Origin of the sequence: Paenibacillus sp. RC67, assembly GCF_030020805.1 — a bacterium.
Lineage (GTDB): Bacteria > Bacillota > Bacilli > Paenibacillales > NBRC-103111 > Paenibacillus_S.
In genome coordinates this window covers 7234049-7260000 of the sequence record NZ_CP125098.1, presented here as the reverse complement: position 1 = coordinate 7260000, position 25952 = coordinate 7234049, and the positions used below count along the sequence as shown (strand labels likewise).

Genomic DNA, 25952 nt, shown 5'->3' with positions numbered 1-25952 from the left:
ATAGCTGCATTGGAGGCATACGAGGAGAACTGAAACATCTAAGTACCCTCAGGAGAAGAAAACAAAAGTGATTCCGTCAGTAGCGGCGAGCGAAAGCGGAATAGCCCAAACCAGAGGGCTTGCCCTCTGGGGTTGTGGGACGTCAATGTGCGAAAAGTTGGTTAGGTGAAGCGGTCTGGAAAGGCCGACCAGAGAGGGTAAAAGTCCTGTAGCCAAAAACGAACGTATCGCTAGACGGATCCCGAGTACCGCGAGACACGTGAAACCTCGTGGGAAGCAGGCAGGACCATCTGCCAAGGCTAAATACTCCCTAGCGACCGATAGTGAAGCAGTACCGTGAGGGAAAGGTGAAAAGAACCGCGGGAGCGGAGTGAAATAGAACCTGAAACCGTGTGCTTACAAGAAGTCAGAGCCCGTTCATGGGTGATGGCGTGCCTTTTGTAGAATGAACCGGCGAGTTACGTTCCCGTGCAAGGTTAAGGTGAAGAGCCGAAGCCGCAGCGAAAGCGAGTCTGAATAGGGCGACTTAGTACGTGGGCGTAGACCCGAAACCATGTGATCTACCCCTGTCCAGGGTGAAGGTGCGGTAACACGCACTGGAGGCCCGAACCCACGAATGTTGAAAAATTCGGGGATGAGGTGGGGGTAGCGGAGAAATTCCAATCGAACTTGGAGATAGCTGGTTCTCCCCGAAATAGCTTTAGGGCTAGCCTCGGGAGATGAGTAGTGGAGGTAAAGCACTGATTGGGTGCGGGGCCCGCCAAGGGTTACCAAGTCCAGTCAAACTCTGAATGCCACATACTTTCATCCCGGGAGTCAGACAGTGAGTGCTAAGATCCATTGTCAAGAGGGAAACAGCCCAGACCATCAGCTAAGGTCCCCCAGTGTGTGTTAAGTGGGAAAGGATGTGGAGTTGCACAGACAACCAGGATGTTGGCTTAGAAGCAGCCACCATTGAAAGAGTGCGTAATAGCTCACTGGTCGAGTGACTCTGCGCCGAAAATGTAACGGGGCTAAACACGCCACCGAAGCTATGGCTAGGACAGTAATGTTCTTGGGTAGGGGAGCGTTGTATGTAGGTTGAAGGTGTACCGTAAGGAGCGCTGGACAGCATACAAGTGAGAATGCCGGTATGAGTAACGAAAAGACAAGTGAGAATCTTGTCCGCCGAAAGCCTAAGGGTTCCTGAGGAAGGCTCGTCCACTCAGGGTAAGTCGGGACCTAAGGCGAGGCCGAAAGGCGTAGTCGAAGGACAACAGGTTGAAATTCCTGTACCACCGTGAACCGTTATGAGCAATGGGGTGACGCAGAAGGATAGTGACGCGGGCTGATGGATGCCCGTCCAAGCAGAGAGGCTGATGTGTAGGCAAATCCGCACATCGTTAAGGCTGGTCTGTGATGGGGAGCGAAAATTGCAGTAGCGAAGGTCATGAGTTCAGGCTGCCAAGAAAAGCCTCTAGCCAGGGAGAAGGTGCCCGTACCGCAAACCGACACAGGTAGGCGAGCAGAGCATGCTAAGGCGCGCGGAAGAACTCTCGTTAAGGAACTCGGCAAAATGACCCCGTAACTTCGGGAGAAGGGGTGCCTCGGTAGGGTGAATAGCCCGAGGGGGCCGCAGTGAAAAGGCCCAAGCGACTGTTTAGCAAAAACACAGGTCTGTGCGAAGCCGCAAGGCGAAGTATACGGGCTGACGCCTGCCCGGTGCTGGAAGGTTAAGGGGAGTGGTTAGGGAGCAATCCCGAAGCTATGAACCGAAGCCCCAGTAAACGGCGGCCGTAACTATAACGGTCCTAAGGTAGCGAAATTCCTTGTCAGGTAAATTCTGACCCGCACGAATGGCGTAACGACTTGGGCGCTGTCTCAACGAGAGATCCGGTGAAATTTTAATACCTGTGAAGATGCAGGTTACCCGCGACAAGACGGAAAGACCCCATGGAGCTTTACTGCAGCTTGATATTGGACTTTGGTACGATCTGTACAGGATAGGTGGGAGCCTGAGAAGCATGAGCGCCAGCTTGTGTGGAGGCGACGTTGGGATACCACCCTGATCGTATCGGAGTTCTAACCCGCGGCCGTGAACCGGTCGGGGAACAGTGTCAGGTGGGCAGTTTGACTGGGGCGGTCGCCTCCTAAAAAGTAACGGAGGCGCCCCAAGGTTCCCTCAGAATGGTTGGAAATCATTCGAAGAGTGCAAAGGCATAAGGGAGCTTGACTGCGAGACATACAGGTCGAGCAGGGACGAAAGTCGGGCTTAGTGATCCGGTGGTACCGAATGGAAGGGCCATCGCTCAACGGATAAAAGCTACCCTGGGGATAACAGGCTTATCTCCCCCAAGAGTCCACATCGACGGGGAGGTTTGGCACCTCGATGTCGGCTCATCGCATCCTGGGGCTGAAGTAGGTCCCAAGGGTTGGGCTGTTCGCCCATTAAAGCGGTACGCGAGCTGGGTTCAGAACGTCGTGAGACAGTTCGGTCCCTATCTGTCGTGGGCGTAGGAAATTTGAGAGGAGCTGTCCTTAGTACGAGAGGACCGGGATGGACGTACCGCTGGTGTACCAGTTGTTCCGCCAGGAGCACGGCTGGATAGCTACGTACGGACGGGATAAGCGCTGAAAGCATCTAAGCGTGAAGCCCCCCTCAAGATGAGATTTCCCAGTATGTAAGACCCCTTGAAGACGACGAGGTTGATAGGTTCGGGGTGGAAGCACGGCAACGTGTGGAGCTGACGAATACTAATCGGTCGAGGGCTTATCCAAGATTCTGTGATGTGTACAACATGCAGAAGTATTAGCTCAACAAACGCGCATTTATTTCGTATCTAGTTTTCAAGGAATAAGCCTTGAGCTGCATGTCCTTTTTAAGGAAGGATATTTTCTCGCAGCGATTTCGAAGAAGTAATCCTTCGAAAAAAGCGTATGCTTACGAAGACAGTTTTGCTAAAGCAAAGCTCTTAGTTTGGTGATGATGGCGGAAGGGAACCACGCGTACCCATACCGAACACGAACGTTAAGCCTTCCAGCGTCGATGGTACTTGGACCGCAGGGTCCTGGGAGAGTAGAACGTCGCCAAGCAAAAAGCAGTTGATCTTTTAATCAGATCAGCTGCTTTTTTTGTGCGAAATTTTAATATCTTACATAATAATGATACATAAAGGCCGTTTCAGCAGAGAGATGCAGAAACGGCCTCTTGTTTTATCCTTTTGTCAGTCGATAAGTGTGACCTCCCAAGGCTTCGAAAATAATACATTCATGATCTGTCGTATCGATGTTGATATTCATCCTCTTCCCTGTAGCGAGTTCAACAAGTACAACCTTTTCCCCAGGCCATGGACTCATGATCTGACACGCTGAAGAACGACGGGCCTCGATTTCGACTACGGTCACACCAGCTGCGGTACGTGCAGCGGATATCCAAAAACCACCGCGAGCCTGGAATTTTCGGAATGAAATTTCTGCCCAATCCGGTACAGCCGGGAACAAATGAATACGTCCGCTACGGCTGTTGATGACCCGTTCCGGATCCTCATTAATCGCTCGGCATAGATCGTCATAGGTTTCGATTGATCTAGGATGTGAACCATCGACAGAAGGGAACCTGTCCTTGCACTCTCCTAGTAATACATAAATCGGGCGGTTATGTCCTGCAGGCACACTTCGAGCTGTGCGAAGCATGATTTCCTTTGCTTCCTGTCCGCTATCCAGATGAATTTCATCAGCTAGAGTAGTAGGATAAACGCCGATGTACCAAGGATGACAGCCTCTAGACCAGCGCGGTTTAATACCAGGAACACCTGCATAAATGAGACCCTCTTCTGTCTCGAAAGTCGGATATGGAGGCAGATGATCGGCAGCATGCAGCCAGTCCGCTTTCAAATCCGGGTCAATGTTCAAATAGTCCGCCAGCTCGGCAGCCCTGCGAAAGGTCCAACGGAACATGGAGATCGCACTGATTGTATCTCTGCTGTATTCGAACTTCGGTTGGATTCCCCAGCTTTCCGCTTCGACTGTAGGGACGATGTGGAAGAGACCGTCATCTTGCAGCTCGATGTAGGCTGCATAAAAAATAGCCAGATCACGCAAAGCTGGGTAAAGCAGTCTATGCAGCAAAGCTTCATCCGCGGCGTAATCCCACATATCCCATAGCACTTTGAGCACTTGAGCCCCCGTATCTAAACACAATTCTAACGTCGAATTAGTATGAACATAACGGTCCGGCTTGATCGGGGGCAAATACCCGTGAACAAGTATCATGCCAGGGAGACCATACACTTCGGAAGCATTTTTTCGTGCTGCCGGGAGCCAGTGCTCCACTAGCTGCCACCACATAGCTAGCGAGTCTTCTCGTGAACGAACGACCGTGGGAGTGTAGAATAGCTCGTTATAGCAGGGCAGGCTGTGCCATGGCTGTATGTCGGTTTCAATGCCCGCGTAGGAGGCGCTGGCCTCAAATTTTCGTGCATCCGTTTGGCAGCCGCCGCTGTGTTTGCACGCCCAACTGTTGAATAGATGGGTTATTTCTTTTTCATAATGCGAATCTCCGGGATAAAGAACTCTTCCATTTTCTCTCTTATCGTACAATGCTCTATACCAGTCTTCGTTCTCCTCAAGCAGAGCCTCAAATCCATCGGCTTCAGCTTTCAACAGCTCTTGCTTGGCCTTTTCCATAATGTCCGCAGCATCATTGGAGGTGATAATTACGGAATAGATCGTTGCGTGACCTGAACCATTTCCCTGTAAGGTCGCAGTCGCAGCAGCTCCAGAAGCTTGACGAATATATTCATAGTCCTTCTCATGGAATTTCCAGCCCTCATCGGAATGAGGGAGAGTTCCTAAATCGAGGCCATTCTCAACAGTATCCAAGTCTGCTTCGCTATCGCTTATAAGCCCCATCAGCACATACTCGAAGCCATTGGGAAACGTTTTTTCAGCCGGAAGCATTTGCTTAATCCAAAAAAATCTGCCTTCATAGCCACTCGTTGGAGGTTCAATCGGCCCGTTCCACTCTGCCTCATCTTCATAGTTATAATACTCGATAGGCTGATCACTATTTCTTGGCTGATATACGGGCTGACGCTCATGCAATGGTTTAAATTCTGTTCCTTCGGCATTCATGTACATGCGGTGAGCTTGATCCCTATGACGGTAAAAGCGGAAGGAGAGAGGCTGGGATAACCCAGCAAACTCTGTCCGCATGGCTATGACGCTGCGCCTCATGGAGAGAAGAACATCCAACTGAAGCGATGAATTCCCATGAACCATAGTGCTGTGGGTTAAGCCGTTGCTGCAATGCTGTGTTGTTTCCGTTGGTTCACTGCCTATGAAGTCATTACAACGAACCATAATTTGCCCAACGGGCTTTTGACAAGGAAACGGATAGGCACGAAATGCAGCATAAGGCTCTCTGCGTCCGCCTCTTGGATCAAGTGTTCCATAACTGGGCCTTGTATTGCCTGTTGGCTGAATATCTTGAAAGCCATCATTCTCCTCGGAAAAGGCGCCTTCACGAATTTCCTGTATCGTTAAAATGGACGGATTGGCGATTCTGCGATCGAAGATATCCGACTTAATCATACTTAAAGTAATTTGCTCCGGTGGGCCCCATAACGCCGCTTTAATGGACGGATGATTCAGATATAGCTTCGAATCCATGGACCAGGCCGCTTGAGGCTGAGGGCAGGTTGGGTGCAACGTTCTGCTGATTTGCACTTGCTTGGCCATTTCCTTAAGAGGAAGATGGCCTTGCCACGGCAGCTGATTCATCCTATTTGGTACCTCCTTGGGCTTTTGCATCGGTCAAGGCTTTGTTGATGGCTTCTTCCGCTTCCCGCAGCGCCGAGTTGATATCCATATTATTTTTGAGCATTTTATCGAACGTATTGCCAGGTATTCCGGCTACATCGGCGAACGTCAAGCCTGCATCACGGATAGGGGAAGGGGCTGCGTAACGATTATAGAAGACCGCCTGCAAATTTTTCCCCTTTAACGATTCGATATCCTGACCGAACACGCCTTGGATTTTTTTATCTGTCAGAGGGGTGAGCAATGCTTTTTTCGATAATTGCGTCTGAACTTCATCCGACAACAGGTAAGCGATTACATCAAAAGCTTCGTCTTTATGCTTGGATTGCTTAGTCACATACATCGAGTAGAAGTTAGGCTGGAAACCGACCTTCGGAGCATCCTTGAACACAGGGGCAGCTAAAATATCCCAGTTCGTGGTTGGGTTTTTCTGAGACCATGTGATCAGTTTCTCCGTAACGTTCAAGTCCATTGCTTCGGTTCCACCGGCAAACTCTCCAGGGATCGAAATCTCATTGTTAGGGATATCGTAAATTCGTTTGAAGTTAGCAAATAGATCCTTCCAGGCATCGGTATTGACGGCGGCTTTGTCTTCCTTCTCATTCATGAAGCCTAACGATCTTTGATTGTACTTGAACACTAATGGGCTATTGTAACGAAGACCTACATAATTCACACCGTTATCCGCGCGGGACACTTTGCGGGCAATATCGTATACCTCATCCCAAGTTACGCCATCCTTCGGATAAGGAACGCCAAATTTATCGAAAATATCTTTGTTATAGCCCAAGATCAAGTTGCTTCCCATAAAAGGAAGCCCGTACAGCTTTCCATCGCCCCAGTTCTTCAAAACCTGAACGACGGTCGGATCCAGCCGATTTATATCAAAATTATGCTTCTTGATGAGCTCGGTCAGATCGTAGTTGAGATCATTCGAAATAATTCTTGGCCTCACATTAGTGCTGCTCTCCAGAATGATATCGGGGATTGTGCCAGCAGCTATCAAATCAGGGTAGTCCTGACCTTTTCCCTTATGAATATGCTCTACTTTAATATGCGGGAATTTGGCTGTAATAAAATCGCCGATCTCTTTAGAGAAGTTTTCTTCATTAGCGTAGTTTCCGTTCTGGGCCGTATAAAATAATAGCGTAAACGGAGTGTTGTTTTTAGCGACTTCGGCTTTACCCGTATCCCCCGTACTGCCGACGGCGGAACTGTCTTTCGTACTGCAACCAGACATCATGACAGCTGTGACAAGGAACAAGGATGTAACTGCTTTTTTGTTTAACAAAGTGAACCCTCCCCATTTTTTACTACATGGATTTGAATTCATCTTATAGTAAACTGAATATCACAATGTCATAGAAAAGTATCAAAATGCTATCCTACATCTGGTAGCGCTTACATTGCGGGTATTATTTTTCTCTTGCCTGATGAATGAGCTTCTTGAAACCCTCTGCGTACTGATGAGGAGTCATACCGAATTTTTTCTTAAAAGAATAGATAAGATAGGATGGGGAATGAAAGCCGGTCTCCACACTGATCTGTTTGATGGATAGATCTTGTGAATGAAGAAGTGCCCGCGCTTCCTCCAGTCTTTTTTCCATGGTATATTCGGTTATCGTTTTGCCGATTTGTTCTTTGAAGAGCTTGGATAAGTAGTTAGGTGATAAATGTAGGTCGCGTGCCAGATCTTCCATTTTAAATTGCGTTTTATAATGATCGTTGATCCATTTCAAAATGTTGTTAATATGCTGCGTTGAGCCCTGGGTAAACGGTTCGTGGGACAGCTCTTCGGACATATACAGCTTTCTTTGAAAATAGGAAAAAAAATGATAGGAAAACAGCAGCACGGCTTCCCGATGCATGATCTCCGGACTGGTGGACAATATCTCATTCAAATCATCGAATCCGTGGTCAAGGTGCGTAACCTGATCATCGGTCAAATAGAACAGCTGCCGACTCATTTTATTATCGATAATTTGAGTCAGGAACGAGGAAAGGTAAGGGAACAAAGCAGCGTATTGCTCGATGAACGACACCTTCATTTTGAGTACACTGCGGGTATAATCCGGAGGCGTATCCATGCGCATGTAATGGATCTGAAATGGTTTGATCAAGATCAAGGTATGGGGACGTACTTCAAAAACACAGTCATTGATGATGAATTTTCCGCTACCCTCATGGATATACAATATCTCTAGTCCATCATGTGCGTGGAAATGTTCGACAGATGCGGTGTACGTATGTCTGTAATTAAAAAGGTATAGATTGTCTATCCACCTTCTAAATTTCACGATTTGCATCCGTAGTACCTCCGATCCTTTTATCAAGGGACTCTATTGAGCTAAAAAATGATCTTTATTATTTCAATAAAAAGAGGACAAAAACCTTTGTTCCAATAAGAAATATTGTAGAATTTTGTAAAAAAAAGTTTGTGAAATAAAATTTCAAAAAAGTATTTACTTTGAGAAATTTTATTTTATAATGATATTGTAAATGTTCTTTTACTTATTGAAAAGAAACGAGCACAAAGGAGATACCTGTATGTTAAACGGCGGTCTTATAGGAATAAAGGAAGCGCTGCAAACGTTAAAGCCTACGGAGCAGAAGGTCGCTCAATACATAGTGGATCATCCTGAGACAGTCGTCAATGCCTCGGTGCAAAAGGTAGCGGAACTGGCAGGAGTTAGTGAAGCCACTATTGTAAGGCTGGCCCGATCGCTTCATTTAAAAGGGTTTCAAGAGCTGAAGCTTCGTATCGCGGCGGATCTCGCCAAGTCGGTTCATTCGGAAATTCATTCTTACCAGGAAATTCAAATAGACGGATCGGTACAGGAGTTAATCCAGTCCATCTCGCATAACAACACGTTATCGATTCAAGATACGCTGACCGTGCTTTCTCCGAAAGATGTGGAGAGGGCGATAGACTGCTTGAGCAGTGCAAGAAGAGTTTATTTCTTTGGAGTGGGAGCCTCCGCAGTCATTGCCCAGGACTTCAAGCAAAAGCTATCCCGTATTAACCGTTGGTGTGAGGCGGCCCCGGACTTTGATTCCCAAGCGACGCTGGCAGCTAACATGACCAAGGATGATGTAGCTTTCGGAATTTCTTATTCCGGTCAGACGGAAAATATTATTCAATCGTTAAAAATTGCGAAAGAATCCGGTGCGACTCTCATTTCTCTAACGAAATTCGGAAGCAATCCGGTAGCTGAAATGGCGGACATTCGTTTATTTACGAGCTCCCTCGAACAAAGTATACGGAGCGGTGCGATGGCATCGAGGATCGCACAGCTGAACGTCATCGATATTCTTTATGTAGGCATAGCGAGTCGTACCTACGAGGAAAGCATTCAATCACTGGAAAGAACGCGTAAAGCGGTTAGCGGGTCGAAGCGAAATGGATAACATCGTACAACTCATTGAAAGCTGGGTAGTAGACGGGAAAATTCCCGGGGCCGTCGTCGATATCTCGCTTGGCGGTCAAACGATATTGCAGCAGGCGTTTGGAGGCTATAGGCTTTCAAACTCCGAAGAAAAGAAAGCGTTATCAAACGACTCACTCTTTGATATCGCTTCGTTAACTAAAGTTACAGCAACGCTGCCCGCTGTCATGCTGCTGGTGTCCCGAGGGCACATGGCACTCGAAGATTCAGTACAGCGCTACTTTCCGGAGTTTCACCATCCTCAGGTCACCATGCAGCATTTGCTGCAGCACTCCTCTGGTCTTCCGCCCGATTTGGCTGGGATGGAAAGAAACACACCTCGAAACGTGATGCAGGAACTGTTTGAGCAGGATTTGATCTATGAACCGGGGACGCAAGTGAAATACAGCGACTTGGGATTTATTCTATTAGGTGCCGCTGTTGAAAGGGTGACGGGAGAGAGACTGAATGACTTCGTCCGTCGTGAAATTCATCTTCCGCTGGGAATGACCAGTTCGGGGTATTTGCCTGAAGAGGCTGAAAAGTATCGCATGGCTCCAACAGAGGAGTATAAAGGAACATTCATCCATGGAGAGGTGCATGACGAGAAGAGCTATCAGCTTGGCGGAGTATCAGGAAGCGCGGGGCTGTTCGCGACAGCGGGCGACTTGGCACGGTACGGGAGAAGCTGGCTTTCAACGAACCCGAGCGTACTGCCAGCGAAGTGGCGTAACGAATGTACAGCTGAGCCATTTCTCGGGCGCGGGCTTGGATGGGAAGTATGGCACGGACAGTCGTCCGCTCCAAGCTGCAGCAGTCATTGGCCTCACGGCAGCTTTGGACATACCGGATTTACAGGAACAAGTCTTTGGATTGAACCGCAAAGCGAGCTCGTAGTCGTGTTCTTAACGAATGCAGTTCATTACGGAAGAGCTACCCCGATAAGGCAGCTGCGGCCGCTTTTACATCAAAGTATTTATTCCTCGATTCATGGGGTTAAATAAAAAATAGAAGAACAATAAAGGGAGGAATAATCACAATGAAACATGTTTCTCTGGTTCTTGCAGCAATATTAGCGGCGTCACTGGCCGGGTGTAGCTCTTCGAATACACCGGCTGCTACCACAGCTCCAAAGGATAACAAGGGGGAAGCAACAGCACAACCACCGGCACAAAAAGTGAAGCTGACGATGGGAAGCTGGAGGACGGAAGATAAGGAAGCCTACGAAAAAATCATTAAAGAGTACCAGAAGAAAAATCCAAACGTAGAAATCCAATTCTCCCCGACCAAAAGCACGGAGTACAATACGGTGCTGAACACAGCGCTGCAAACGGGCAGCGGCCCGGATATTATTCAGCTTCGTCCTTATGCGGCGGGAATTGCTCTAGCCGATGCGGGATATTTGGAGCCGCTTGATTCAATCAAAGGTTTAAGCGTGATGTCGAAGGATACATTGTCAGCAGCAACCGGTAAAGATGGCAAGGTATACGGCGTTCCGACGGTATTCAGCTCGACACAAATTTTTTATAACAAAAAGATCTTCAAGAAGTTCAATATTGAAGAGCCAAAAACATGGGAAGAGTTGATCAAGGCAGCGGATACGCTGAAGCAAAATAAAGTGACACCATTTGCCTTCGGCTCCAAGGAAGGCTGGATTCTTTCCTTGACGCATGGAGCGCTCGGCCCTGGTTTCTATGGCGGTACGGACTTTGTAAAGAAAATTACATCAGGTCAAACGAACTTTACGGATAAAGCATTCGTCGACTCCATCCAGATGATGCAAGGATTAACCAAGTATTTCCCTGACAATTACGTAGGCATTTCGATGGATGACATGCGCAATCTGTTCGTCACAGAGCAGGCAGCGATGATGGTCATGGGAGACTGGGAACTGGCTGTTATGAAGAAGATGAATCCTGCGCTGGAAATGGATGTATTCCCTGTTCCGGCTCCTGCGGGCGGTAAAGCGACGGTAACGACTTGGGTAGACGGTTCGTTCTCCGTCAATAAAACGTCCAAAAACAAAGCGGAAGCGATGAAGTTTATTGAGTTCATGACGACCAAAGAGTTCGGCCAGCTTGTAGCTAGCGAACTGATGAAGCCAAGCACGATTCCTGGTGCAGAAGCTACGGATCCGACGGTAACGAAAATTTCTAAATTTGCAAACAGCATTTCTACTCCTTATATGTTTGTCGTTCATTTCAGCTCAGGCACTCCGACCACTAAAGTGACACTGGAAACGGCCCTGCAAGGCTTGTATTTAAACAAGCAAACACCGCAGCAGGTAGTTGAGGAAGTGCAAAAAAGCGCGGACACCTGGTTTAAACCAGCAGCAAAATAATTGACAATACAGATGGAAAAGGCGGCGAGGCGCAATGAATGGAACCAATGTCCAACTGCAAGCACCAAAGCATAAGCCTAAATCATTCGACTGGAGAAAAGGATTTATTCATCTGTTTCCAATTCCGGCCCTCGCCGTCTTCACACTGTTCATTGTGTACCCGATTCTGGCTGCATTCAGCTACAGCTTGTTCGATTGGCAGGGGTTAAAGAAGGGTGCTTTTCTCGGGATTGGAAATTTCGTGACGTTGTTTACGAAGGAACCGTTTAATACTTATTTTTGGAACTCCCTCGGACACAACGTGTACTACTTCGTTCTCGAGATGATAGTGATGAACGGCATAGCGTTCGTATTGGCTTATATTATTTTCTCCAAGGTAAAGGGTGCCGAGCTGTTCAAAATAGCTTACTTTTTACCAAGGCTGCTGTCCGTTATCGTGGTAGGTTTTCTATGGAAGCTGCTGTTGAATCCTAATTTCGGCGCGGTCAACCTATTTCTCAAGCAAGTCGGCCTGGAGACATGGGCTAGACCATGGCTTGGGGAGCCTGTTACTGCACTAACGGCTATCATCCTGGCGAACTGCTGGTTCGGGATCGGATTCTCGGTTTTAATTTTTCTGGCAGGACTGCATTCGATCTCACAGGAAGTGCTTGAGGCGGCTCGATTGGACGGTGTAAAAGGCTTCAGGATGATCCGCTCCATCGTATTGCCGATGATGATGCAATCGGTCGTTATCATTACTGTATTCACGTTCGTGCATGCTTTTGAAGCGTTTGAGCTGGTATATGCGATGCAAGGGTCGCAGGGAGAACCGGTTCATTCAACGGATACACTCGCTGTGTTCTTCTACCGTACCGCATTCGGATCCTCCAGTGGCGATGGCACTGCGGTCGGTCTCGGTTCGGCTCTGGCGGTTACGTTATTCTTTATTATTGCATCGTTATCAGCGCTCTTTATGGCAGTTATGAAAAAAAGGGATATCGAGTAGGGGGGCTTACGTTGAAACAATCCATTGGAATTCGCATGGTCCAGTACGTTATAGCTTGCCTGTTTGCGGTCATCAGTCTCTACCCGATATTCCTCATGCTGCTGTCGTCACTGAAGACGAATATCGAAATTTTCAAAAATCCGTTTACTTTGCCTAATGTGTGGAGCTTGGCTGCATACCGTAAGCTGCTTGAACAGGTTCGTTATTTCGACTACTTCTGGAACAGCGCTGCGGTCAGCATCATATCCGTCGCATTGATTGTAGTATTTGGCGCACTGGCCTCGTTTTATATCGCCCGGTTTTCTTTCAAATGGAATAGTGCGCTGTTCTTCTACTTTTTGCTTGGGATGATGATACCAATCAAGCTGGGGATTGTGCCGTTGTTTATGCTGATGAAAAATTTGCAGCTGCTGAACTCGCAATTATCGCTAATTCTTGTGTATACGGCGATAGGGCTCCCCTTGTCGGTTCTCATATTGACAGGCTTTTTCCGGACATTGCCTAAGGAGCTGGAGGAAGCGGGGAGAATCGATGGTTGCTCGAATATCAATATATTGCTGCGTATCATAGCTCCACTTATGAGACCGGCACTGGGTACCGTGATGATCATGAATTTTATTACAGTTTGGAACGACTTTTTCTTTCCGTTAATCTTTATTCAGGAGGAAGCAAAGAAAACGATTCCTGTCGGAATGCTTACGTTGTTCAGTGAGTATTCCACCGATTGGAGCGTGTTGTTCGCTGGACTGACGCTTTCTTCACTGCCCATGATTCTTTTGTTCGCGGTGGCTTCCAAGCAGTTTATGGAGGGAATGACTGCGGGGGCCGTCAAATAGTATTGCTGCAATAACAAGCTGTGGCCGTGTTCCGGTAAGGGATCGAATGTCATGCTTTGCTGAGAGGGGGATTGCGGCCTAGTGAATATGGAGGAACAAGCTTCTGAAGAGTTAAGGAATCAAAGATATATCGGTATCGATGGTGGTGGAACCAAGACCGCTTGCATGATCGGTGACGGTTGTGGCCGTATATTGACTGCATGCTATGGAGAATCGAGCAGCATCAAATCCCGTCCTTGGGATGAAGTAAAGCGTGTGCTTAAAGAGCTTATCGAGCAGGCGATGGAGCTATCTCAGAGTGAGGAGTCTCAGCTGGCAGGAGTATTTCTTGGGTTGGCTGGGGCTGATCGACCTGAGGAGAGGAAGCGGTTATACTCGTTCATGCGTGAGCTCTTGGCCGATCAGGTGGCAATAACGATTCATAATGATGCGATTACTGCCTTGGCTGCGGGTACCTGGGGAGAAGCAGGCATAGTTCTCATCTCGGGCACAGGCTCGATTGCATACGGCTATTTGCCGGAAACAGATACGTATGTTCGCGTAGGCGGATGGGGGTATTTGCTGGGAGATGAGGGAAGCGGCTACGATATTGGAAGACAGGCCTTAATAGCTGTGATGAAAGAACATGATGGGCGAGGTAGGAGGACACAGCTGACGGAACGATTATTGGACTATTGGTCACTTCCGGACCCTAATCAGATCATCAGCTATGTGTACAGTCAATCCAATGTACGTACTGTAATTGCCGATGTGGCGAAATGGACATTGATGACAGCAGAGCAAGGGGATGAAATAGCGGAAAAGATTGTTCAAGCGGCTATCGCCGACCTTGCCGAGCTTGCCGTTACGGTAAAACAACGGTTGGCGGTATTGCAGCCGGCTGCGGATGTATCCCATTTGCCGCTTGTCTTGAGCGGCGGGCTGTTCTCGAATGATTGGTTTATGGAGCGGCTGTCGGCTGATAAAGCTATCGCAGCAAGTGGATTGAGCTTAAGACGGTTGAGTATCCCACCGGCAGCCGGCTGCTATATGCTTGCGTTAAAGCAGGCGGGAATACAAATTACGGATACAATCAAGCAGCATATTGCGGACTGGGAGACAGGAGGGGAAGCGTAAGTTGGATAACAGCACAGTACAACCGGTAACCGAGCAGCGGAATGCAAAATCAGACCATTTAGATCGACTTAGCGTTCCTGAAATTATCCAATTAATGAATGAAGAGGATCGGACGGTTGCTTATTCCGTGCAGCAGTCTCTACCGCAGGTTACCCGGGCTGTTGAAGCGATTGTGGAAGTGATGAAGCGTGGAGGCAGACTGTTCTATATTGGAGCTGGAACAAGCGGAAGGTTAGGCGTATTGGATGCTTCTGAGTGTCCGCCGACATTCGGCGTTGACAGGACGCTTGTAACGGGACTGATTGCTGGCGGAGAGATAGCCATCACGACGGCGATTGAGAATGCGGAGGATGACGAGGAAGCGGGAGCCAAGGAAATTGAAGCGCAAATAACGGCTAGTGATGCTGTGGTTGGCATTGCGGCCAGCGGCCACACGCCTTATGTCATCGGAGCTATCCGACGTGCCCGCGAGCTAGGGGCATTGACAGCTGGCGTATCCTGCAATACAGGTGCAAAATTAAGTCAGGCTGCAGAATATGCCATTGAAGTTCCGGTTGGACCGGAGATAGTGACAGGCTCTACCCGCCTGAAGGCGGGAACGGCAACGAAGATGGTGTTGAACATGATTACGACGACGGCGATGATCAAGCTGGGTAAAGTGTACGGCAACCTGATGGTTAATGTACAGGCGACGAATGAAAAGCTTCGCGATCGGGTAGTGCGGATCGTAAGTGAAGCAGCTAAGGTGGACCGTGAAGTGGCAGCCGCCTTTACTCAGCAAGCCGAAGGAGACGCGCGGGTCGCGATCCTGATGATCCTCTTCAGTATAGAGAAAGAGCAAGCGCTAGAAGCGCTGACGGAGTGCAGCCAGCATTTTGGCGACGCAATGAAATGGTTAGAGAGCAGAAGCTTGGCCTAGACGGTCAGGCTTTTTTTCGGTATGTTTCGTAATATGAAAATGTGTTAAGGAGGATATCGTAGTATGAATATTATTTCAAAACGATAATCCAGGAGCGGATGCGTATCTCAGGAATTATGATGATTTTTTTAATTTTAAAAGGGGAGACTGAAACGATGTAAAGCGTCGTTAGACATTCCAGACAAATCAGATAAAAATTTAAACGGCCCCTTTGCAGAAGAACTGGACGGAGCCGTTTGGTGGGGTAGTATCATTTATTCTCTTGTTGAGTATCAATTACAGAGCAGCTTCCCGGGTAACCGTCGTTTTGGATCATTTCATCCAAATGCTCCCGCATCTCTTCATCCCCAGCTCTATCGGCCACAAGCTTGGCTGGTGGCTGACGAAACTCTACATGACCCTTCGGTTTTATGTCTGTCATTAAGATCACTCCTTATGATTTGTTCCCTGCCGGGATATCAAAGTGCACTAGGAAAGAATAGAACGTGCACACATTCAACTAAAGTTCCCTACTGAGTTGGCTTTATTCATGAGGATCGCCAGTATACCGTGATGCAGATGAAACAAAAAAACGCGAAGGAGCGGCAGTATCCGCTCCTTCGCGCTTGAGTATTTATAGATAAGTCCTTTTGATTTTCTTACACGGTAGCAATTACGTGTTAGCGAATTACTCGTCCTTGAACCCAGACGCGTTCCAGCTCGAGCTCTTTGTTCAGCAGCAGCACATCCGCTTGCTTGCCTGCCTCAATCACTCCGGTCTCGGAATCAATACCAAGTCTACGAGCCGGGGTACCGCTTGCCATCCGGCTTGCATGCTCTACACTAATGCCGACTTCGCTTACGGCATAGCGGAACGCTTCGATCATGGTCAGTGTGCTGCCTGCCAGGCTGTCGCCTTCTTTAAGCCGCGCTACGCCGCCGTTCACAATAACATCGAGACCGCCGAGCTTGTACTCCCCGTTGCCGAGGCCGGCAGCGGACATGGCATCGGTGATGAGCAGCAGGTTATCTGGACCTTTCATCTGCGCGAGCAGTCGAATGCAGGCAGGATGCACATGATGGCCGTCGGCGATGACTTCGGCCATGATGGCCGGGTTGGTCAGCACTGCACCAACCGTACCTGGCTCGCGATGATGCAGGCGAGTCATGGCGTTGAACGTATGCACGGCATGGCTTAGACCATGCTCTGCTGCGAGCATTACTTGATCATACGAGGCATCCGTATGCCCGAGTGCCGCTACGATGCCTTGCTGGGTCAAAGCTTCGATATAATCGATCGCGCCTTCTGATTCCGGTGCAAGTGTCTGCATCTTGATCAGACCAGGGAAACGCTGTGTCCAATCCTCCAGCCATGCCGGCTGAGGAGGAACGATGAACTGCGGATTTTGTGCGCCCGGCCATTTGGCGCTGATATAGGGACCCTCGAGATGAACACCCAACAGCTGGGCATAAGGCATTCCAACTTCACGATAGCTTTGAACCCGCGTGAGCACTTGGTCGATGTCTTCCTTCGAGGCGGTAACGGTCGTTGCCAGCATAATGCTAGTACCGTTTTGAGCATGGAAGCGGGTTATGGCATCAAGTCCTTCAGCATCCGCATCCATGAAGTCATGACCATAGCCGCCATGAACATGCACATCGATGAAGCTAGGCAGTATCCAGCCGCCTTGGCCGTCAATAACTTCACTGTCACGTGCGAGCGTACGGGCGTGCTCAACGCTACCGGTTTCTTTGCCAATGGCTGCGATATGTCCTTCGGAAAGTAAAATCCATCCGTTTTTTATAGTTGTATCGGGGGTAACGATCTTAACGTTATAGATGTAAGTATTTTTTCCTTCACTCATTTAAACAGCCTCCCAGCTTCGGAATCTAACAATACGACTAAATGAGGATGTGTTTGCAGCAGCGATGCAGGGCAATCTGTCGTAATGGGACCCGTAAGGGCGCGATGAACGATCTCTGCTTTATCTGCTCCTTTAACGACGAGCAAGATCATTTTCGCTTTCAGGATCGTTCCGACCCCCATCGTTAAAGCGTGAGTAGGCACTTGATCCATGGAATCGAAAAATCTCGCATTCGCTTTACGGGTTTCTTCACGCAGCTCGACGACATGAGTTCCACTAATTAAGGCATGATCCGGCTCGTTGAAGCCGATGTGGCCATTATGACCAAGACCAAGCAGCTGCAGGTCGATTTGCTTGGCTTGCTCCAGTAGCTTGTCATAACGCCTACACTCTGCCACAGGGTCTGCGGCATTACCATCAGGAATGTGTGCTTGGCTGCGAGGAAGGTCAATATGATTGAACAGGTGAGTGTTCATATAGTTACGATAGCTTTCCGCATGATCCTCCGGTAAGCCTACGTACTCATCGAGATTAAAAGAAATCGCGTCTTGGAATCGTACCACACCACGCTGATAGCTCTTAACGATTTCTTCATAGATGCCGACCGGCGTACCGCCCGTTGCAAGACCCAGCACAGCGCGAGGATTGGTTTGTACTAAGCCGGTAATAATGCTCGCCCCGGATTCATGCAGTTTTTCATGAGAGTCAAAGGTTAGTAGATTCACGAGTATCTGCTCCTTGTGATTAACGGTATTTTTTAACCATTTGAAATGATGTTTCAAGGCGTGGAACCAAGTCATCGAACTGGTCACTAATGAGACCAACGAATAAAATATCGATCACATGCAGCTGAGCGATTCGGGAAGCCATATCACCGCGCCGCATACCTTCTTCCAGAGTAGAGGTAAACAACGAGATTGCGGCAAGCGATGTCAGCGTGTTTGTACCGAATTTGGTTAATGAAATGGTCTTAGCGCCGTTCTCTGCCGCACATTTCAGCGCAGCGATCGTCTCTTCCGTCTCCCCAGAGTAGGAGATCCCTATGGCAACGTCCTCACTTGTAAGATTGGAGGCGGACGTAATCTGCATATGAGGATCAGAGAAGGCGAAAGCACGTTTGCCGATGCGAACCAGTTTTTGATAAAAATCCTGCGCAACGAGCCCCGATGTAGCAACCCCATACAGATCGATTTGGCGAGCGGATTGCAGCGTGTCGATCGCTTTTTGCAGCTGCTTCATATCCAGTAGGCGCGTGGTGTCTGTGATGGAGCTAACATGGTTGGCTTCCATGGCCGCTACAATACTCTGGAGCGGATTACCTGCGATAATATCCTGATAGGATTGGACGGAAGGCTGCTGGGCCAGCTCTGCCGCAAGCTTGACCTTGAATTCCGTGTAACCGGAGAAGTGGAACAGCTTGCAGAAACGGGAAATGGTAGCCGTACTTCCTCCCGACTGCTGCGAGAGCTCCGTAATGCCCATTTGGACGATATCTTGCGGATGGGAGAGAACATAGGCTGCGATTTCTTTTTCCTTAGGGTTCATCGTCTCCATTTGTTCATGGATGGCGCTTAATATACCGGGCATGTGGACCTCATTTATCAAGAAAATATTTTTCATTAAAATAAAATATTGAAGAAAATATTTTACATGTTTAATATAACGAAATTCCTCAGCAATAGCAATACGCGGCTAAGCTTAAAAAAGATAGCGGTTCCAAAAGTGAGAATCCAATTCCATTCTTTATAAGACGTCCCTCTTGGACGGGTGTAGAATGAAGCTTGCCAAGCCTGCTGATGCAGGCTGAAATGAACTTCTAATCTGAGGTGAGGAAATGAGTGCAAAACAAGTATCGATTGTACTGGTAGGCATCGGCGGTTATGGGAATACCCATGTCAATCAGCTGCTTCATGCTTATAGTGAAGGCGATGTACGTCCCGTTATTGTGGGGGTTGTCGATGTGAGTCCGGAAAAGAGCAACCATTATCAGGCGCTTCAGGATTTGAACGTTCCGTTTTATACGACGCTGGATCAGTTTTACGCAGTCAACAAGGCGGATTTGGCCGTCATTAGTACGCCGATTCAATTTCATTGCGATCAGACTTGCCTTGCATTGGCTAATGGAAGCAACGTTCTGTGTGAGAAACCTATTGCCGCGACAGTGCAGGAGGTACGCCGAATGATGGAGGCGCGTGACCAATCAGGGAAATTCGTTGCCATAGGCTTCGATTGGTCGTTCACCCCTCAAATTCAGCAGCTGAAGCAGGATATAATGTCAGGATGCTTTGGCAAGCCGAAGCGTCTCAAAACGATTGTACTGTGGAAACGGACGGACACTTACTTTTCCAGCGGCTGGAAGGGCCGCAAAAAAAGCGATCAGGGCGATTGGATCCTGGATAGCGTCGCCCATAACGCAACATCACATTACTTGCACAATATGTTTTATATCCTCGGCTCGAAAACGGATGAAAGCCTGCGTCTGCAAAGCGTTGAGGCAGAGCTGTACAGAGCAAACCCTATTGAAAACTTCGATACATGCGCCGTTCGTGTTCAAGGCGAAGGCGGTGTGGAGGCGTTGTTCTACGCTACGCATGCGGTGAGTCATAACTTTGGCCCATCTTTTTGCTATGAGTTTGAAAAGGCGACGATTACGTTTACATTCGGTCATAATGAGAATCGTATCGAGGCTGTTTTTGCAGATGGAACAAGGAAAGTTTATGAAGCTCAAAAAGCTAGTAAGCTGAGAATCTGCATCAAGGCTGTTGCTTCAGGCGATTCACTTATTCCTTGCGGCTTGGAGGCAGCCTATGCCGAAGTATTATGCACGAATGGAATGCTGGATTCCATGCCGGCTATTCGACCTTTCCCTGAAGCTTTGATCCGGCGCGATGAAGAGGAGAAATTCACTTGGGTGGAGGGTCTGAAGGAATCGCTGCTGGATAGCTATCACCGCTGGGCGCTGCCTTCCGAGCTTGGCTATGAGTGGGCTGCGAAGGGTACTTTGACGGAGCTAGGAAACTACCGTTCTTATGTAGGATGAGTAGATAATACTTGCGGTAAAAGAAGTCGAAGTAAGCAGTAGGGTAGAACAGAAGAGGGAATGGTTGCGGGGTGGAGAAGCGATAGCGTCCGCCTTTGAAGCTCGTGTTCCAACAGCTGCAAGCCTATTATTCAAGGAACACGACTTCAACAGCGGTCGGAATCCCGCAACCACTTCCCTCCCTTGCACAAACGTTCGGCTACAATATAATAAATCGAGGCCTAGCGCAAATATCGCTAGGTTTTTTCTTTTTCCCATCCGCCATCACTTTTCCAATAAGCATCGTCATACAGTACAATAGAAGTAAATCTATATCGCGCACAAGACATAGGAGGGGATCGCGATGTATCGCAGAGATTACCTAATGAGGATGATCGAGCAGTTTACCGTATCCATGGGACAAGTCATGTTCCAAAGGCAGAACCGCAGGTTTGCCGAAGCGATGGAGCTGCTGACGCAAGCGATGAAGCAGCTGCTAGGTCTCAACTCGAAGATGGTCCGGGCTCTGTCCGTTAAAGATATCATCACGCTGCTCTCAACAAACGGCCATTTCGATGCCGGCAAAGGGCTTCTCCTGAGCGATATGCTCGTTGCGGAGGGGGATGTGCTCAACGATGCGGAGCAGGAGGAGGAAGCCTCGACCTGCCTGGTTAAAGCATTAGAGCTTCTGCTCAACATTCGCCGAATGGAGGATGCGGAGCACGGGATGACAGACGTTGATGAGCGAATTGCCGCAGTGCTGCCCAAGGCGCAGAACATTCGGATGACCCCCTTTATGATGGAGGTGCTGATTGAATATCACGATACTGCTGGGCAGTTGTCCAAGGCGGAGGACATGCTGTTTTTCATGCTGGACGACGATCCGGGAAATACTACCGCGATAGAGCAAGGAATAGCTATGGTAGAGCGATGGATCAAATTGTCCCCTGAAGACATTGAGAAGGGCAATTTAAGTACCGAGGAAATCCAAGAAAGTTATCACGTACTGATAAAAAAGAAGCAATCTACGAACTAACCAGTGTGAATGTACGGGAAATAGCAATTGAAATGCGAACTTTAACTAGTTTTATTTCACATAATGTTCGCCTTTTTTTGTTGACATGAGGCTTTCATCACTGGTAAACTAAAGATGTTATCAGAACATGATTTTTAGCTGAAAATGTCACAGTTTCTCGTATAATGTCGGGGATATGGCCCGGAAGTATCTACCCAAAAACCATGAATTTTTGGACTACGAGTAAGCGTAAATAATGAAGGTCGGCGCAGAGGCGCTTGGCCTTAGCTTGCGCTTGAGCAATACTCGTCGTCCTGCGGATAGCATGCCTATGCATGTTAACTGTCGGACGTTTTGTGTTTATTAGGAACTTATTTAGACTGCAAATGCCAAAAAAAGCGCATATCACGGAGGTTGGAAATGTCTGCTCTTGTTGGAGTGATAATGGGAAGCAAGTCGGATTGGGAAACCATGAAGCATGCATGCGACATGTTGGAAGAGCTAGGGGTTTCTTACGAGAAGCAAGTTGTATCGGCTCATCGTACGCCGGATTTGATGTTCGAGTATGCGGCATCAGCCGCAGAGCGCGGGTTAAAGGTCATTATCGCTGGAGCGGGTGGAGCCGCTCATTTGCCCGGCATGGTCGCCGCAAAAACGGAACTGCCGGTTATTGGCGTGCCTGTGAAAACGTCCACGCTGAACGGAATGGATTCGCTGCTCTCCATCGTACAGATGCCAGGAGGAATTCCAGTTGCAACAGTAGCCATCGGTCATGCAGGCGCAACCAATGCGGGCTTACTGGCTGCGCAAATTCTTGGAGCCTTTGATCCCGAGCTGCAGCAGAAAGTACGTGACCGTCGTGAGCGGATTCGCCAATCGGTGATAGAAAGCAGCGTGCTGGAATGAGTCAAGCTGCTAACAGCCATACCGATGCGAATCAGGTTATTCGTCCCGGTGGTACGATCGGCGTGTTGGGCGGAGGCCAATTAGGCCGAATGCTCGCATTGTCCGGACGTGCGATGGGATACCGTTTCGTCACACTGGACCCGACTTCCGACGCTCCTTGCGGGCAGGTGGCCGATCAGCAAATCGTGGCATCATACGACGATATCGAGGCCGCCAAAGCATTAGCGGAGCAGTCCGATGTCATCACTTATGAATTTGAGAATGTGGATGCCGACGTGACGGAGCTTTTGATGGCTCAATCCTATGTGCCTCAAGGAAGCCGGCTGCTCTATACGACGCAGCACCGTTTGCGAGAGAAGCGCGCGATCGAAGCGGCTGGTGTGCAGGTAGCGCCTTATGCAGAGATTACAAGCGCAGAGCAGCTGCGAGAATCGGTCGAACAATTCGGTACGCCTTGCGTGCTGAAGACAGCGACTGGAGGCTATGACGGTAAAGGACAATGGGTTATTCGTTCCTTGGATGAAGTGAAGGAAGCGTACTATACTCTCAGCAAAGCGAAAACGGAGCTGGTGTTGGAACAGTTTATCCATTTCGAAAAGGAAATATCCGTTATTGCAGCGAGAAGTCCCCGCGGAGAAGTGAAAGCATTTCCTGCTGCGGAAAACATTCATATTAACAATATATTGCATCTATCTATTGTGCCTGCCCGAACGAGCGAAAGCATTCAGCAGGAAGCGGAAAGGTTGGCTGTACGCATCGCTGAATCGATGGACGTTATCGGTCTGATAGCCGTAGAAATGTTCTTGACCAAGGACGGTCAGCTGTTCGTAAATGAGCTAGCTCCACGTCCTCATAATTCCGGTCACTACACGATGGAAGCATGCGCAACGTCGCAATTCGAGCAGCATGTACGGGCGATTTGCAATTTGCCGCTCGGTTCGACGGAGCTGTTGACCCCGGTTGTGATGGGCAACATTCTCGGACAGCATGTAGAGCCGCTTCTGGATTGGGTCGTTCAGCCTGAATCGGAGCAATTGGACGGTGTTACGGCCAAGGTCCATTTGTACGGCAAGCATGAAGCGAAGCATAACCGCAAAATGGGACATGTTAACGTGCTGGCGGATTCGGTCGATAAGGCACTGCAGTGGATAGAGGCTTCAAACATATGGAAAACTAACGAATCAATAGCAGATTGAAGCGGAGGCGGAAAAAGTTGATCGAGCGTTATTCAAGACCGGAGATGGCCAAGATTTGGACGGAAGAAAACAAGTTTAACGCATGGCTTGAGGTAGAGCTGCTTTCCTGTGAAGCATGGGCGGAGCTTGGGGTTATTCCCAAAGAGGATGTGAAGGAGCTTCGCAAAAACGCAACCTTCGATATCGACCGCATTTATGAAATCGAGCAGGAAACCCGTCATGATGTAATTGCTTTTACTCGAGCGGTATCGGAAAAAGTCGGCCCAGAGCGCAAATGGGTTCATTATGGACTGACTTCGACGGACGTAGTAGATACGGCGCTAGGCTATCTATTGAGACAAGCGAATGAAATCTTGGAAAAAGATATTGTGAACTTTATTGATATTTTAAAAAATAAAGCGATTCAGTATAAAGACACTCCGATGATGGGACGGACGCACGGCGTGCACGCAGAGCCTACAACCTTCGGCTTGAAAATGGCTCTCTGGTATGAGGAAATGAAACGGAACCTAGAGCGTTTTCGTTTTGCGGCTGATGGTGTACAGTACGGTAAAATCTCGGGCGCTGTGGGCACATACGCTAACATCGATCCATTCGTAGAAGGTTACGTATGTGATAAGCTCGGCACCAATCCAGCTCCGATTTCTACACAAACCTTACAGCGTGATCGTCACGCGGAATACATGGCTACCTTGGCGCTAATTGCTACATCACTTGATAAATTCGCTACAGAAATTCGCGCGCTGCAAAAGAGCGAATTCCGCGAAGTGGAAGAGCCATTCGCCAAAGGGCAAAAAGGCTCCTCGGCCATGCCACACAAACGCAACCCTATTGGTTGTGAGAGTATCTCCGGCTTGTCCCGCGTGATTCGCGGACATATGATCTCCGCTTACGAGAACGTAACGCTTTGGCATGAACGCGACATCTCGCATTCCTCCGTAGAGCGGATTATCCTGCCGGATGCGACGACGCTGTTGAACTACATGCTGAACCGCTTTGGCAACATTGTGAAAAACTTGACTGTGTTCCCTGAAAATATGAAACGCAACATGCAAAGCACTTATGGCGTTCCATTTTCCGGTCGCGTTATGACGAAATTGATCGACAAAGGCTTCAGTCGAGAGCAAGCCTACGACACGGTACAGCCTAGAGCCATGCAAGCTTGGGAAGAGCAGCGCTCGTTCCGTGAGATCATCGAGAATACACCTGCGATTCGGGAGCAATTAAGCCTCGAAGATATTGAAGATTGCTTCAATCCTAGCTGGCATTTGAAACATGTAGATACGATTTTCAAACGTTTAGGTTTACATTAATATACTCTGGGGAGGACCAATCCATCATGGGCTCAACAAAAGCTATATCGAGTGCTGAGGAATACGTCAAAGCACCTTTGCTTTACAAAGGCAAGGTTCGCGAGCTGTACGATTTGGGAGAGCATTTTTTGATCGCTGTAACCGATCGCATCTCCGCCTTTGACTGGGTGCTGTCTCCAGCTGTTCCCGATAAAGGCAACGTGCTGAACAGCTTGAGCAAGTTCTGGTTTGAGCAAACGAAGAACATCATGCCGAATCATGTGGTGCATGGTGATGTCGAGAAGCTGGGCGATATCGTAACTGACCAAGACATCATGAAGGATCGCTTTATGGTCACGAAGAAGGCAGAACGAATCGATATTGAATGCGTCGTACGCGGCTACATCACCGGTGGCGGATGGCGTCAATATGAGAAAACAGGCGAGATTAACGGACATAAGCTGCCCGCTGGCCTGCGCAAAAACGAACGCTTTCCGAAGCCGATCTTCACACCTGCGGCAAAGAATGATGTCGGTCATGACGAGGATATCTCCATCGAACGGATGAAAGAGCTTGTCGGAGCTGAGCTGACAGAGAAGCTGGAAGCGAAGAGCATTATGCTTTACGAATTCGCTCGTCAGTTCTGTGAAGAGCGCGGCATTATTTTGGCGGATACGAAATTTGAATTTGGTCTTATTGACGGGGAAATTATTCTGATTGATGAAATTTTCACCCCGGATTCCTCTCGTTTCTGGGCGAAGGAAAACTTCGCTTACGATATCGAAATCGATAGTATGGATAAAGAACCAGTACGGACTTATCTTTCCAGTACAGACTGGGATAAAAACAGCGAGCCGGCTCCACTGCCAGCCGATGTAGTCGAAGAGACTTCCCGCCGGTACAGAGCGATTTACGACCGGTTAGTAAAATAGTTCACGTCATTTACATTTTGCAAGGTTTAATATAAAGCTCAATTAATAATATCTCTCCAGAGGAGGATTCACCCTAATGTTAAAAGCAACGGTTTATGTGACGATCAAACAAAGCGTACTCGATCCGCAAGGGGTTGCGGTACAAGGCGCTCTGCATTCCATGGGTTTTGATGAAGTAGGTAAAGTGCGCGTAGGTAAATATTTGGAGCTGGAGCTTGGCACTAGCGACCGTGCAGTAGCTGAAGAACGTGTAAAAGCAATGTGTGAGAAGCTTCTCGCCAACACCGTTATTGAAGATTACCGTTACGAATTGGTTTAATCAAC

At 48.5% G+C, this 25952-nt stretch carries 21 protein-coding genes, 2 rRNA genes and 1 riboswitch (1 of these 24 cut by a window edge); of the genes, 16 read left to right on the top strand and 7 right to left on the bottom strand.

All coding sequences use genetic code 11. From position 1 onward, the window contains the following. Both QMA13_RS32785 and rrf read left to right on the top strand, forming a co-directional pair. A 23S ribosomal RNA gene (locus QMA13_RS32785) occupies positions 1-2757 on the top strand (it extends 166 nt beyond the left edge of the window). 198 nt (positions 2758-2955) lie between these two features. Continuing rightward, positions 2956-3072, top strand: a 5S ribosomal RNA gene (gene rrf, locus QMA13_RS32780). Between the two features lie 120 nt (positions 3073-3192). Here the strand turns inward: rrf and QMA13_RS32775 are convergent. The 3 genes from QMA13_RS32775 to QMA13_RS32765 form a co-directional block, all read right to left on the bottom strand. Further along, complete coding sequence (locus QMA13_RS32775) at positions 3193-5760, bottom strand: glycosyl hydrolase family 95 catalytic domain-containing protein (RefSeq protein WP_282937819.1); 2568 nt, start codon at positions 5758-5760, stop codon at positions 3193-3195. Position 5761: 1 nt separating this feature from the next. Further along, positions 5762-7090 carry an ABC transporter substrate-binding protein gene (locus QMA13_RS32770; RefSeq protein ID WP_282937818.1) on the bottom strand — a complete coding sequence of 443 codons (1329 nt, stop codon included), beginning with the start codon at positions 7088-7090 and terminating at the stop codon, positions 5762-5764. Between the two features lie 124 nt (positions 7091-7214). Next, entirely contained in the window at positions 7215-8105 is an 891-nt protein-coding gene (locus QMA13_RS32765; protein ID WP_282937817.1) for an AraC family transcriptional regulator, read from the bottom strand. 241 nt (positions 8106-8346) lie between these two features. Here QMA13_RS32765 and QMA13_RS32760 point away from each other — a divergent pair, with 241 nt between their 5' ends. From QMA13_RS32760 to murQ, 7 genes are all read left to right on the top strand, one after another. Beyond that, positions 8347-9207, top strand: coding sequence for a MurR/RpiR family transcriptional regulator (locus QMA13_RS32760; protein ID WP_282937816.1), 861 nt, complete (start codon positions 8347-8349; stop codon positions 9205-9207). Continuing rightward, positions 9200-10228: a serine hydrolase domain-containing protein gene (locus QMA13_RS32755; protein ID WP_282937815.1), complete on the top strand. Its 1029-nt coding sequence runs from the start codon at positions 9200-9202 to the stop codon at positions 10226-10228. The genes QMA13_RS32760 and QMA13_RS32755 overlap by 8 nt, the downstream gene beginning before the upstream one ends. Positions 10229-10263: 35 nt before the next feature. After that, complete coding sequence (locus tag QMA13_RS32750) at positions 10264-11565, top strand: ABC transporter substrate-binding protein (protein ID WP_282937814.1); 1302 nt, start codon at positions 10264-10266, stop codon at positions 11563-11565. A 34-nt stretch (positions 11566-11599) separates the two neighbouring features. Further along, entirely contained in the window at positions 11600-12553 is a 954-nt protein-coding gene (locus QMA13_RS32745; RefSeq protein ID WP_282937813.1) for a carbohydrate ABC transporter permease, read from the top strand. 11 nt (positions 12554-12564) lie between these two features. Further along, entirely contained in the window at positions 12565-13389 is an 825-nt protein-coding gene (locus tag QMA13_RS32740; RefSeq protein WP_282937812.1) for a carbohydrate ABC transporter permease, read from the top strand. A gap of 87 nt (positions 13390-13476) precedes the next feature. Next, entirely contained in the window at positions 13477-14505 is a 1029-nt protein-coding gene (locus QMA13_RS32735; RefSeq protein WP_282943669.1) for an N-acetylglucosamine kinase, read from the top strand. A 1-nt stretch (position 14506) separates the two neighbouring features. Further along, positions 14507-15424, top strand: coding sequence for an N-acetylmuramic acid 6-phosphate etherase (gene murQ / locus QMA13_RS32730; protein WP_282937811.1), 918 nt, complete (start codon positions 14507-14509; stop codon positions 15422-15424). A 250-nt stretch (positions 15425-15674) separates the two neighbouring features. Here murQ and QMA13_RS32725 read toward each other — a convergent pair whose 3' ends face one another. The 4 genes from QMA13_RS32725 to QMA13_RS32710 all read right to left on the bottom strand — a co-directional run bounded on the left by QMA13_RS32725 (position 15675) and on the right by QMA13_RS32710 (position 18855). Further along, positions 15675-15845 (bottom strand): hypothetical protein, encoded by a 171-nt coding sequence (locus tag QMA13_RS32725; protein ID WP_282937810.1) that lies wholly within the window; start codon positions 15843-15845, stop codon positions 15675-15677. Between the two features lie 238 nt (positions 15846-16083). Beyond that, entirely contained in the window at positions 16084-17268 is a 1185-nt protein-coding gene (gene nagA, locus QMA13_RS32720) for an N-acetylglucosamine-6-phosphate deacetylase (RefSeq protein ID WP_282937809.1), read from the bottom strand. Next, positions 17265-17993: a glucosamine-6-phosphate deaminase gene (gene nagB, locus QMA13_RS32715; protein ID WP_282937808.1), complete on the bottom strand. Its 729-nt coding sequence runs from the start codon at positions 17991-17993 to the stop codon at positions 17265-17267. Before nagB ends, nagA begins: the two co-directional genes overlap by 4 nt. 19 nt (positions 17994-18012) lie before the next feature. Next, entirely contained in the window at positions 18013-18855 is an 843-nt protein-coding gene (locus QMA13_RS32710; RefSeq protein ID WP_282937807.1) for a MurR/RpiR family transcriptional regulator, read from the bottom strand. 247 nt (positions 18856-19102) lie between these two features. On the opposite strand from QMA13_RS32710, the gene QMA13_RS32705 reads away from it, so the two are divergent. From QMA13_RS32705 to purS, 7 genes are all read left to right on the top strand, one after another. Then, complete coding sequence (locus QMA13_RS32705; protein ID WP_282937806.1) at positions 19103-20308, top strand: Gfo/Idh/MocA family protein; 1206 nt, start codon at positions 19103-19105, stop codon at positions 20306-20308. Positions 20309-20651: 343 nt separating this feature from the next. Continuing rightward, positions 20652-21323: a DUF6483 family protein gene (locus tag QMA13_RS32700; RefSeq protein ID WP_282937805.1), complete on the top strand. Its 672-nt coding sequence runs from the start codon at positions 20652-20654 to the stop codon at positions 21321-21323. A gap of 137 nt (positions 21324-21460) precedes the next feature. Beyond that, positions 21461-21562: riboswitch (purine riboswitch) on the top strand. 160 nt (positions 21563-21722) lie between these two features. Further along, positions 21723-22208, top strand: a complete 486-nt coding sequence (gene purE, locus QMA13_RS32695; RefSeq protein ID WP_282937804.1) for a 5-(carboxyamino)imidazole ribonucleotide mutase — start codon at positions 21723-21725, stop codon at positions 22206-22208. Then, positions 22205-23404: a 5-(carboxyamino)imidazole ribonucleotide synthase gene (gene purK, locus QMA13_RS32690; RefSeq protein WP_282937803.1), complete on the top strand. Its 1200-nt coding sequence runs from the start codon at positions 22205-22207 to the stop codon at positions 23402-23404. The genes purE and purK overlap by 4 nt, the downstream gene beginning before the upstream one ends. 17 nt (positions 23405-23421) lie before the next feature. Beyond that, a complete protein-coding gene (gene purB, locus QMA13_RS32685; protein WP_282937802.1) occupies positions 23422-24717 on the top strand; it encodes an adenylosuccinate lyase in 1296 nt (431 codons plus the stop codon). 26 nt (positions 24718-24743) lie between these two features. Beyond that, on the top strand, positions 24744-25628 hold the full coding sequence (locus tag QMA13_RS32680; RefSeq protein WP_282937801.1) for a phosphoribosylaminoimidazolesuccinocarboxamide synthase: 885 nt from the start codon (positions 24744-24746) through the stop codon (positions 25626-25628). A gap of 76 nt (positions 25629-25704) precedes the next feature. Continuing rightward, entirely contained in the window at positions 25705-25947 is a 243-nt protein-coding gene (gene purS / locus QMA13_RS32675; protein WP_079914022.1) for a phosphoribosylformylglycinamidine synthase subunit PurS, read from the top strand. The last annotated feature ends 5 nt before the right edge of the window (positions 25948-25952 follow it).

Bases quoted from the DNA above. Each gene is read 5' to 3' on its own strand.
- QMA13_RS32775 (WP_282937819.1), bottom strand. From the start codon at position 5,760: ATGAATCAGCTGCCGTGGCAAGGCCATCTTCCTCTTAAGGAAATGGCC.
- QMA13_RS32765 (WP_282937817.1), bottom strand. From the start codon at position 8,105: ATGCAAATCGTGAAATTTAGAAGGTGGATAGACAATCTATACCTTTTT.
- QMA13_RS32760 (WP_282937816.1), top strand. From the start codon at position 8,347: ATGTTAAACGGCGGTCTTATAGGAATAAAGGAAGCGCTGCAAACGTTA.
- QMA13_RS32755 (WP_282937815.1), top strand. From the start codon at position 9,200: ATGGATAACATCGTACAACTCATTGAAAGCTGGGTAGTAGACGGGAAA.
- QMA13_RS32750 (WP_282937814.1), top strand. From the start codon at position 10,264: ATGAAACATGTTTCTCTGGTTCTTGCAGCAATATTAGCGGCGTCACTG.
- QMA13_RS32745 (WP_282937813.1), top strand. From the start codon at position 11,600: ATGAATGGAACCAATGTCCAACTGCAAGCACCAAAGCATAAGCCTAAA.
- QMA13_RS32735 (WP_282943669.1), top strand. From the start codon at position 13,477: ATGGAGGAACAAGCTTCTGAAGAGTTAAGGAATCAAAGATATATCGGT.
- QMA13_RS32725 (WP_282937810.1), bottom strand. From the start codon at position 15,845: ATGACAGACATAAAACCGAAGGGTCATGTAGAGTTTCGTCAGCCACCA.
- nagA (WP_282937809.1), bottom strand. From the start codon at position 17,268: ATGAGTGAAGGAAAAAATACTTACATCTATAACGTTAAGATCGTTACC.
- QMA13_RS32710 (WP_282937807.1), bottom strand. From the start codon at position 18,855: ATGCCCGGTATATTAAGCGCCATCCATGAACAAATGGAGACGATGAAC.
- QMA13_RS32705 (WP_282937806.1), top strand. From the start codon at position 19,103: ATGAGTGCAAAACAAGTATCGATTGTACTGGTAGGCATCGGCGGTTAT.
- QMA13_RS32700 (WP_282937805.1), top strand. From the start codon at position 20,652: ATGTATCGCAGAGATTACCTAATGAGGATGATCGAGCAGTTTACCGTA.
- purE (WP_282937804.1), top strand. From the start codon at position 21,723: ATGTCTGCTCTTGTTGGAGTGATAATGGGAAGCAAGTCGGATTGGGAA.
- purK (WP_282937803.1), top strand. From the start codon at position 22,205: ATGAGTCAAGCTGCTAACAGCCATACCGATGCGAATCAGGTTATTCGT.
- QMA13_RS32680 (WP_282937801.1), top strand. From the start codon at position 24,744: ATGGGCTCAACAAAAGCTATATCGAGTGCTGAGGAATACGTCAAAGCA.
- purS (WP_079914022.1), top strand. From the start codon at position 25,705: ATGTTAAAAGCAACGGTTTATGTGACGATCAAACAAAGCGTACTCGAT.